Annotated in this window: 8 protein-coding genes; 6 read left to right on the plus strand and 2 right to left on the minus strand. The window is 62.1% G+C overall.

All coding sequences use genetic code 11. The features are described from left to right. Position 1: 1 nt before the first annotated feature. From OS914_RS13545 to pknB, 5 genes are all read left to right on the plus strand, one after another. Positions 2–1,651, plus strand: a complete 1,650-nt coding sequence (locus OS914_RS13545) for a PP2C family protein-serine/threonine phosphatase (protein WP_267546598.1) — start codon at positions 2–4, stop codon at positions 1,649–1,651. After that, on the plus strand, positions 1,648–3,093 hold the full coding sequence (locus OS914_RS13550; RefSeq protein ID WP_267546587.1) for an FtsW/RodA/SpoVE family cell cycle protein: 1,446 nt from the start codon (positions 1,648–1,650) through the stop codon (positions 3,091–3,093). The genes OS914_RS13545 and OS914_RS13550 overlap by 4 nt, the downstream gene beginning before the upstream one ends. Beyond that, positions 3,090–4,550 (plus strand): peptidoglycan D,D-transpeptidase FtsI family protein, encoded by a 1,461-nt coding sequence (locus tag OS914_RS13555; protein WP_267546588.1) that lies wholly within the window; start codon positions 3,090–3,092, stop codon positions 4,548–4,550. The genes OS914_RS13550 and OS914_RS13555 overlap by 4 nt, the downstream gene beginning before the upstream one ends. After that, positions 4,547–6,421 (plus strand): protein kinase domain-containing protein, encoded by a 1,875-nt coding sequence (locus tag OS914_RS13560; protein WP_267546589.1) that lies wholly within the window; start codon positions 4,547–4,549, stop codon positions 6,419–6,421. The genes OS914_RS13555 and OS914_RS13560 overlap by 4 nt, the downstream gene beginning before the upstream one ends. 67 nt (positions 6,422–6,488) lie before the next feature. Next, positions 6,489–8,477 carry a Stk1 family PASTA domain-containing Ser/Thr kinase gene (pknB, locus tag OS914_RS13565; protein WP_267546590.1) on the plus strand — a complete coding sequence of 663 codons (1,989 nt, stop codon included), beginning with the start codon at positions 6,489–6,491 and terminating at the stop codon, positions 8,475–8,477. Between the two features lie 3 nt (positions 8,478–8,480). Here pknB and OS914_RS13570 read toward each other — a convergent pair whose 3' ends face one another. Next, positions 8,481–9,122, minus strand: coding sequence for an aminodeoxychorismate/anthranilate synthase component II (locus OS914_RS13570; RefSeq protein ID WP_267546599.1), 642 nt, complete (start codon positions 9,120–9,122; stop codon positions 8,481–8,483). Positions 9,123–9,393: 271 nt separating this feature from the next. Here OS914_RS13570 and OS914_RS13575 point away from each other — a divergent pair, with 271 nt between their 5' ends. Then, a complete protein-coding gene (locus OS914_RS13575; RefSeq protein WP_267546591.1) occupies positions 9,394–9,654 on the plus strand; it encodes a cell division protein CrgA in 261 nt (86 codons plus the stop codon). Here the strand turns inward: OS914_RS13575 and OS914_RS13580 are convergent. Beyond that, entirely contained in the window at positions 9,651–10,097 is a 447-nt protein-coding gene (locus OS914_RS13580) for a hypothetical protein (RefSeq protein ID WP_267546592.1), read from the minus strand. The genes OS914_RS13575 and OS914_RS13580 overlap by 4 nt on opposite strands. Between the last annotated feature and the right edge of the window lie 205 nt (positions 10,098–10,302).

Here is a 10,302-nt window from a genome sequence, read left to right on the forward strand (position 1 = left end):
CATGGCCGACCGTCCCTTGGTCCTCCGCTATGCCGCGCGCTCGGACGTCGGCAAAATCAGGGCCAAAAATGATGATTCCGCCTACGTGGGACACTTTCTCGCCGTGGTCGCTGACGGGATGGGAGGCCATGCCGGTGGTGACGTTGCCAGCGCCTCCACTGTGCTGGACCTGATCCATCTGGACCGCGACGGGTATCAAGGCGATGCCGGCACCTATCTGGCCGACGAAATTCAGACCGCCAATTCCCTGTTATCCGAACTGGTCCAGGTCAATCCGAAGCTGGCGGGTATGGGCACCACGGTGACGGCATTGCTGCTCTCCGGTCATAAGCTTGAATTCGCCCATATTGGGGATTCGCGTGCGTACCGGCTCAAGGACGGGGTCTTTGAGCAGATCAGTAAGGACCACACCTTCGTTCAGCGGATGATTGACGAAGGCCGCCTGCGTCCGGAGGAGGCGGAGACGCATCCGCATAAGAATGTACTCATGCGCGTGTTAGGTGATGTGGACGCCTCCCCCGAACTAGACCTCACGACCTTCGACGTCACACCCGGAGAGCGTTGGCTGCTTTGTTCGGACGGCCTGAACTTTGTCCGCCATGACATGGTGGAAGACGTAATCCGCAATACCCGTTCGCTTTCCGATTGCGCCGACACACTCATTGAACTGACTCTTGCCGCCGGAGCTCCGGACAACATTACCGTAGTGGTGTTTGAAGTCGCCGAGCTGACCGGGGATGATTTGGACACCGCGGCGCTGCCTGCCGTGCCCGCGAAGACCGGCCAGCTGTCGGAGCACGAGGGACCGGTGGTCTCCGGCCTGTCCGAAAGCACTACGGCAGAAACCAGTGCGCCGGAATTCGAGGCAGGGGAAGCCGCCGCTGAGGCCGAGCCGGCTGAGGAGGTCCGCTCACATCTCAGCGCCGACATCATCAATGCAGAACTGGCAGGTCGGCCGCACGAACTGGTCGGGGCCGCCGTCACGGCCGCGGCCGAGGGAAAGATTCCGGCGCTTGCCGGACGTCCCGCAGCCTTGCGCGCCGCCGCCGTGCTGACGCATAAGACCGCCGCACCCTCGGTCATCGAATCTGCCGAGGGGTACGAAGCCGACGGGTATGAGACGGAAAATCCCCTTGCCCCCCAGCGGCGCAGCATCCTGCGAATCGTTATTGCCGCCGTCATCGTGCTGATTCTGCTGGTGGGCTTGTGGCTCGGCTACGCGTGGACCCAGACGCGTTATTACGTAGGCCAGGCTAACGGGCACGTAGCGATTTTCAACGGCGTGTCTCAGCCGTTGGGACCCATCGCGCTTTCCCACGTTTACCGGGAGACGGGGGTAGACGTCTCAAGTCTTCCCGACTACTCACAGCAACGGGTCGCCCAGACCGTGCCGGCCGCCGGGCTTGAAGACGCCCAACAGATCATTATCGATCTGCAGCTGGGCACCGGATCCGGAGCTCCACCGTGCCCATCGCCAACACCGTCGACCACATCAACCTCAGCAGCCACAGCCACAGCAACAACCTCCGCTTCGACCTCATCACCCGCCGCGGGCGGTCCCCCGGCCTCCGTTCCGACCGCTTCCGGGCAGCCAACGGCATCCTCCAGCGGCCCGACCAGCCGATCAGCATGCTCGGGAGGTGCCAAATGAGCCAGCTGCAGACCGTGGCAAAACCGCGGCGGAACATTGAGCTAGTACTGCTGGTTCTGGCGTTGGTGGTGGGCATTTCCGCCAATGCCTTAGTGGACATCAATTTGAACCGCCCGTTCGATTCCGACTTCTACTCCCAAGCGGCCGTCCTAACGGTCCTCTCCCTCGGAATGCATATCTCGCTCCGCTTCCGTGCAAAATATGCCGATCCGGTCATACTTCCCATCGTCGTTGCCCTCAATGGCATCGGTCTCGCCATGATCCACCGGTTAGACCTCGCCACGGACGACACAGCCAGCCCGCGCCAGTGGCTGTGGACCTCGGTTGCTGTCATTGCAGCAATGGCCGTCATCTGGTCCCTGCGGGACCATCGAGTCCTGCGGCGTTTTACCTATATTTCCCTCATCATCAGTGTGGTGCTGCTGATCCTGCCGCTGATTCCCGGCATCAGCGCTGGAGATGTCAACGGAGCCAGTGTCTGGATCAGGATCGGCAATAATTCCTTCCAGCCGGGCGAGATAGCCAAGATCACGCTGGCTATATTCTTTGCCGGTTATCTATCCTCCAACCGCGACCTGATCCTTCTCGCCGGAAAGAAGATCGGTCCACTGCAGCTGCCCCGGGCCCGCGACCTTGGCCCGATGATCGTCGCCTGGCTGGCCAGCGTCGGCGTCCTGGTATTCCAGCACGACATCGGCACCTCGGTGTTGTTTTTCGGTCTGTTCATGATCATGATCTACGTCGCCACCAGCAGGATCAGCTGGGTTGCCATCGGTCTGGTGCTGATCGCCGTTGGCGGCTTTTTTGCGATGAAGATCTTCCCGCACGTTAGCCTGCGGGTCAACACCTGGGTGCACGCCTTCGATCCGGAGGTGATCGGCCGCAGTGTGGGCAGCAGCTACCAAATCGTGCAGGGGCTGTTCGGCATGGCCAGCGGTGGCCTGATCGGCTCGGGGCTCGGACAAGGCCGGCCGGACATTGTTCCACTGGCTAACAGCGACATGATTATTGCCTCGCTAGGCGAAGAGTTGGGCATGATTGGCCTGTTCGCCGTCGTGCTCCTCTATCTTCTGCTGATCACCCGGGGCTTCCGCGCCGCATTGGGAACCCGCGATGCCTTTGGCAAACTGCTGGCCGTGGGCCTGTCCTTCGCGATCGCCCTTCAGTGCTTCGTCGTCATTGGTGGCGTTACCCGGCTGATCCCGCTCACCGGACTGACCACCCCATTCCTTGCCGCCGGCGGCTCTTCGCTTTTGGCCAACTGGATAATCGTGGCCCTGCTCCTGTTGATCTCCAATGCAGCCCGCCGCCCGATCTTCACTGCCCCGGCGAAAGAACCGCAGGTCCCTGCCGGCGAAGCACCCCCGCCCGGTTCTTCCCGCGCACCCGTGCAGACGCCCCGTTCGATCAAAACTCCCGCCGAGAAGGTGATCAGCCCGTGAACCAGGCCATCCGCAGTTCCTGGGTTGTCGCCGTCGCACTTTTCGCGTTGGTTCTCGGCTCCATCACGTATGTCCAGTTCTTCGCCGCTGACGATCTAAAAAACAATGACCTAAACAGCAGGGCCCTGATCGCACAGTTCTGCAATGACCGCGGTGCCATCCTGGTCGGCGGCCAGCCCATTGCGGAGTCCGTCCCCTCCCCGGACAAGTGCAAGTTTCAGCGCGTCTACCATCAGAGCGAGCTTTATGCCGGTCTGACCGGGTTCTTTTCCCAGGCATACGGACAGTACGGCATCGAGAAAGCGGAAAATCCGCAGCTCACCGGGGAAACCGCCGATGCCTTCTACGACAGGGTTGTCTCCTTGCTCTCCGGCGCGCAACCCAAGGGCCGATCCGTGGAACTGACCATAGATCCGGCCATCCAGCAGCTGGCATACAGCATGATCCCGGACGGCCAGAAGGGTTCCATAGTCGTAATGAATCCCAAGACTGGAGCCATCATCGCCATGGTCTCCAAGCCGTCCTACGACACCAATCTGCTGGCCAGCCACGATCCCAAGGCGGTGGCCGAAAACTACAACAAACTGCTCGGCATTGACGGAATTAATATGTTTGGCTCCAGCGCCTACACGAAGCTATATTCTCCGGGTTCGGTGTTTAAGCTCGTTGATACCGCAGCCGCACTCGCCTCCGGCAAATACAACAAGGATTCCGTTCTGGCGAACCCACAGGAGTTGACGTTCCCCGGCACCGATGCCACGCTGCCCAACTACGTCAACGGCGGCTGCGCAGCCAAGACGCAGGCGGATTTTTCCTTTGTCCTTGAGCAGTCCTGCAACACACCCTTCGCGCAGATAGCCTTGGATTTGGGGCAGGATGCCATCACCGAGCAGGCCAAGAAGTTTGGCTTTAACGACGATTCACTGTTCTTCCCGGACAAGGTAACGGCCAGCAAGTTCCCCGGAAGCAAGGGCCCGCTGGGGCCGGCCGAACTGGCCCGCAGTGCCGTTGGACAACAGGATGTGCAGGCAACGCCGCTGGAGATCGCCATGATGACCGCGGCCATTGCCAACGGCGGCGCTCAGATGAAGCCAAAACTGGTGAAAACGATCCGGACCCCGGACCTTAAACCTGTCGAGGAATTGACACCGGAGGTTCTGCGGCAGTCCACTACTCCCGAGATTGCTCATCAGATCACCGACTGGATGACGAATGTCGTGGACAAGGGGATAGCCCATGCAGCCAGCGTTCCGGGCATCGAGGTGGCGGGAAAAACCGGCACGGCCGAGGGCATTCCCGGCGTCGTGAACAACAATGCCTGGTTCACCGGATTCGCTCCGGCGCAAGATCCTCAGGTGGTGGTATCGATCGTCATGTCGAATGTCGATATTGCCACCGGAGCAAAATTGACCAGTCCTAACGCAAGCAAACTTATCGAGGCGGTGTTGAATAAGTGAGGCCAACTTCGGGTATCACCTTAGGCGGCAGGTTCCAGCTCACATCTCGCATTGCGATTGGTGGGATGGGCGAGGTGTGGCGGGCGAAAGATCTGGTCCTGGGCCGGACGGTGGCGATCAAGATTCTCAAGGAGGAATACACCGGGGATCCGGGCTTCCGCGAGCGGTTCCGGGCCGAGGCCCGCCATACGGCACTGCTGAACCACATTGGCATCGCCAATGTCTTTGATTACGGTGAAGAGGACGGCTCTGCCTATTTAGTGATGGAGCTGGTCCCGGGCGAGCCTTTGTCCAGCATTATTGAACACGAGCACGTGCTCTCCTCCGACCGCACGCTTTCGATCATCGCCCAAACCGCCAGGGCATTGTCCGTCGCGCACGCGCAGGGCCTGGTGCACCGTGACGTCAAACCCGGAAACCTGCTGATCACGCCCGAGGGCAGGGTTAAAGTCACCGATTTCGGCATTGCCCGGCTCGCCGACCAGGTCCCGTTGACCCAAACCGGACAGGTCATGGGGACGGCGCAGTATCTGGCTCCGGAGCAGGCCACAGGTCAGCTCGCCACCGGTTCCAGCGATATCTATTCTCTTGGCATTATCGGATACGAGTGCATTACCGGTCACCGCCCCTTCTCGGGTGAATCCCAGATCGCCATTGCGTTGGCCCAGGTCAACGATGCACCCCCGCCGCTGCCGGATACGCTTCCGACGCCGGTCCGTGCGCTGCTGATGTCCATGCTGGCGAAGGATCCGGCGAACCGTCCAGCCAACGCGAACAAGCTCGCGGACGCGGCCGAAGCCATCCGGAATGGGGACATTAAGGCCGCTCACGCTGCCGCGCCCGGGATGCTGCTGTTCGAAGCGACCACCGGACCCATCACGGCGCCGGTGGATGTTCCCGGAACCGCCGCAACAACAGCCGTCCCGACGGGCTATCCGTCGGATTTTTCCGCTGCCACTTCTGCCCTCCCCACCGTTGCAGGGGCCACCATCAGCGCACAGGCCGGGCCGGGAAATAGACTCTCCGGCGGCGAGGGGATGGTGGCCGCGACACAATGGGAAGAGGACGACGACGAGACTGCCGCACCTGCCAAGCGCGGACGCAGCCCCTGGACCTGGCCGCTGGTTGCCCTGATCCTGCTGATCCTCTTTGTCATTGCGATGGTGCTCCTGCAGCAGCTGGGCGTTTTTTCCCCCAGATCCACGTCGGTGACATCGAGCGCCAGTTCCAGTTCCAGCGCTGTGCAGTCGCGTTCGACGGCGACGACGGTTTCCAACGTGGTGACGATCCAGCCGGATCAGTACAACGGCCGGCCGTTCAGCGAAGTCCAGCGGGCCCTCATTAATTTGGGCATGGGAGTGAACCCGGTGGAGGCCTTCAGCTCGACGGTTGAATCGGGAATTGTCATGAGTGTTGCCCCTACAGGATCGCAGCCAAAGGGCAGCACCATCACCGTGACCTACTCCAAGGGACCCGAAATGGTGACGGTGCCGGCCTTTGCGGGCCAAAACGCTGAGACCTACAACTCCGAACTTCTGCGCCTCGGACTGGTGCCCGCGACCAACAACGCGCCCAATGCAGCCAAGGCCGGTACGGTCATCGGGGTCGCGCCGGCTCCGGGCAACAGTGTGGCCAAGGGATCCACTGTGACCTACACAGTCTCGACCGGACCGGCACCGACACCGACACCGGCGCCGACACCGACACCGGCGCCGACACCGACACCGACACCGACGCCGGCACCGGCACCGACGCCGACACCGCAGCAGCCGACTGCCACACCTACCGCGCCGGCCACGCCTGCTGCGCTTGGCGACTGCGGCGTGGGAGTGCCCGAGGGAAGCCCCGCCACCTGCAAGCCCGCCCCCTAGTCGAAAGCAGCCGCCGTCGTAACCCGCAACCACCATGGCCCTATCACCCGGAAAGGACCGCTGACTTATGAACATCCCGCGCGTCCTCAATGAACGTTACGAACTGGGCAAGCTGCTGGGCCGCGGCGGGATGGCTGACGTGTACATTGGCAAGGACACCCGCCTCGGACGTACCGTGGCCGTGAAACTACTGCGCGCTGATCTGGCCCGGGATCCGCAAGTGCAGGCACGATTCCGCCGCGAGGCGCAGGCGGTCGCCGGGCTGAATCATCCATCGATCGTTGCTGTGTATGACACCGGTGATCATGGTGCCGGTGACCCGCTAGGGGATGGCACCCGGATGCCGTTCATTGTGATGGAATTCGTTTCCGGCCGGACCCTGCGCGATCTGGTCCGGAGCAAAGAACTGACCATTGACCACGCGATTGATTACACGCTCGGCGTGCTGTCCGCGCTCGAATACAGCCATCGTGCCGGCATTGTGCACCGGGACATCAAGCCCGCCAATGTCATGGTCACCGACGACGGCAACGCGATCAAGGTGATGGACTTCGGGATTGCGCGCGCCATCGCCGATTCTTCCGCCACCATGACCCAGACGCAGGCCGTGATCGGCACCGCTCAATATCTCTCTCCGGAGCAGGCCCGCGGGGAAACAGTGGATGAGCGCAGCGATCTGTACTCGGCCGCCTGCCTCTTCTACGAGATGCTCACGGGACGGCCTCCCTTCCTGGGGGACAGCCCGGTCTCAGTGGCATACCAACATGTCAGGGAGACGCCGGAGGCGCCCAGCCGCTTCAATTCGTTGGTCAGCCCCGCCCTGGACAGTGTGGTTCTGCGCGCACTGGAAAAAAACCGGACTGACCGGTTCCAGAATGCCGCGGCCTTCCGGCGTGCCCTCCGGGCCGCCAAGGGTGGCGTGCAGATCTATCCCTACTCTGCTTCCGAAGCTCCCACCGAGGTCTACGGCCTGCAGCGTACGCCGACTCCGCCGTCGGTGGCGACTGTCGCCGTCGCCGTTGAAGCGCGTCCGCGGCCCGGCGCGCACTATCTTCAAGACGACGGTCCCGCCACCCGTGCCATGGCCAAAGCGCTGACCGGAGGACCGCTCACCACGGGTTCGGTGCCCGAAGAGGACCCGGACGCGCTGCCGCTCGGGCTGCCCGCGGAAAAGGAATTGGACCGGACTGTCCGCCGGCGCCGTCGTGCATGGATCATCACCTTGTTCGTTTTGTTGGTCTTGCTGCTCGGTGGCGGCGGCTTCCTGGCCTATAACCTGCTCAACGCAAAACCACCCGCCACGGTCCAGATCCACATTCCCGATGTCCGCATGATGCCGGAAACCGATGCGATGGCCAAGCTCTATAATGACAATCTGCGGCCTTCGCTGCAGCGACGCTACGATCCCAGCGTCGCCAAAGGACTGGCAGTAGGCACGGATCCAGCCGCAGGAAACTCTGTTAATCCCAATACGACGGTCACCTTGATTATTTCGGACGGTCCTGCCAGCGTTCAGATCCCCACGTCCCTGGTCAACGTCACCGAACCCACCGCCCGAGACGCGATCAGGTCGCTGGGGCTGCTGCCGGGGGAGACCAAACAAGTCAATGACGGCACTGTCGGTGCCAACCTGGTCGTCACAACCAGCCCATCACCGGGCCAGGTGGTGGCGGCGGGATCGAAGGTGGATCTCATGGTTTCTACCGGCAAGGTGACGATGCCGTCGCTGATCAGCCTTAGTCAGGCGGAAGCCCGGCAGGCCATCGCGAGCGCGTCAGGAACCCTGCAGATCGCCTTTGTCGAAAAGGAGAATGCCGTGGTGGAGCCCGGCCGGGTTACCGGCCAGTCAGCGGACGCGGGGTCCAGCGTCGACCAGTATTCCACCGTGACGGTGGAGATCGCCAAGGCTCCCGCTCCGGCTCCGGCACCCACTCAGGCTCCCGTAACCGCAACCGCACCGACCGAGACGGCGACCCCGACGCCCCCGCCGACGTCGTCGGCCTGCACGTCCAAGAAGGACAAGGACTGCACGCCTCCGCCGGCCCCTAGTAAATAGCCACTACTGGCTGATGAGCGGGCTCATGCCGGCGGCCCTGGCCGCCGCTCCCGTCAGGCCCAACGACTCCAGCCAGTTGCCCAGCATCAGATAGCCGCCCTCGGTCAGGACGGACTCCGGGTGGAACTGAACTCCGTATAACGGCGCACGCCGGTGCGCCAGTCCCATGACCACCCCGGTGGCGGTTTCCGCCGTAATCTCAAGCTCGGCCGGAATGGATTCCCGCACTGCCGCCAGCGAATGGTAGCGGGTCGCCGTAAACGGGTTGGGTAGCCCCGCGAAGACGTTTAAGCCCCCGTGCTGCACCGGGGAGGTCTTGCCGTGCATCAGTTCCGGTGCGTGCGTCACGGTTCCGCCGTACGCCTCCGCCAAGGCCTGATGCCCAAGGCATACACCCAACATGGGTTTACTCTCGCGGCCGCACCACTTAATCAGTTCAATGCAGATGCCCGCCTCGGCCGGCGTCCCCGGCCCGGGGGAGATCAGCACACCATCACGCGGACCGGTGAGTTCGATGGCTTCGGCCAACGTCACATCATCATTGCGGACGACGGTGGTCTCAGCTCCCAGCTGCTGCAGATAGCCCACCAGGGTATAGACGAAACTGTCGTAGTTATCCACGACCAGAATGCGTGTGTTCATGATGTGTTGGTGCCAATCGTTGATTCGGTAAAAGGTTTGCCCTGCGAACGCCAAGCGAAGACGCCGGGGAAGTAGTCCCAGCTTGCGGTTTATCACAGTCCTGTGGCGGCACCGCCCCGTCATGGCCCGGTTTTGCCGCATGAACGGCTAGAATTGCAGCCAGAAACCGAACAGATCCCGTCCGCGGAAATATTCCTCTCAGGATACCAAGTGGCCGGGCTGCCCCCGTTACAGCAAGGGCGCGCCGCTGGTGCCAGCCCATCAAGGAGATCCTGTGCCCGAGTCAAAACCGCGCCGCCAGCCCCGCCGTGGAAACCAGGAGCAGGCCAGCGCTAAAACCAAAGCCAATATGCCCAATCCGGTCTGGTACAAGCCGGTGATGTTCGGTCTTATGCTCATCGGCTTGTTCTGGATCATTACCTTCTACATCAGCAGCGGCGCATTCCCACTGCCGAACGTGGGAAACGGAAATATCCTGATTGGTTTTGTTATTGCGATTGCCGGCTTCTTGATGACGACGCGCTGGCGGTCCTAGACCTCCTCGTCCTCGGGCTCTACTTTGCCGCCGCTGCCGTAGTCGCCTTTGGCATACTGCCCGGACCCGTGTTCCCCGCTGCGCGGCGCTACGTTGCCGGCACTTCCGTAGTCGGCTTCGACAAAACGGCCCGTCTGCAGTTGTTCTTCCGGCCCGGCTTTCCGCGCGCTTTCGCTCCCGGCCTTGCCGTACTCACCTTCGATGTATTGGCCCTCGCCCGCTCCGCGGCGGTGTCCTGCCTCGCGGCCGGCCTTGCCGTAGGAGCCCTCGACGTACCGGCCTCTGTCCTCGTCATTGGCCGATAGCCCATCCTCACCTTCCGGGAGCACAGCGCCACCCTGCGCGGCAGTAGCGCCGTCCTTCAGCTGCTCGCCTTTGTCGGGGATGGAATCGCCACTGTGGGGAACCTCCGGCTCTTCGTAATTGCTGTTCTCGATCATCATTTGCGCCTCTCCTACTGTCGTTGCAATGTCTTGGCCTTCGAATTCCAAGTCTAGGGATGACAGACCCGCAGCAACAGGGGCGACGAGACTCAGCTAAAGTGCTCGCGAAATGGGGTGCGTGCCGCATTTGAGAAGTGCTCGCGAAATCTCTGGTGCATGTTCGGGTGCTTTGGTGTGCTGGAGGGATGGACTATGGGATGTCGTT

This window comes from Arthrobacter endolithicus (genome assembly GCF_026627425.1).
In the GTDB taxonomy this organism is placed as follows: Bacteria; Actinomycetota; Actinomycetes; order Actinomycetales; family Micrococcaceae; genus Arthrobacter_M.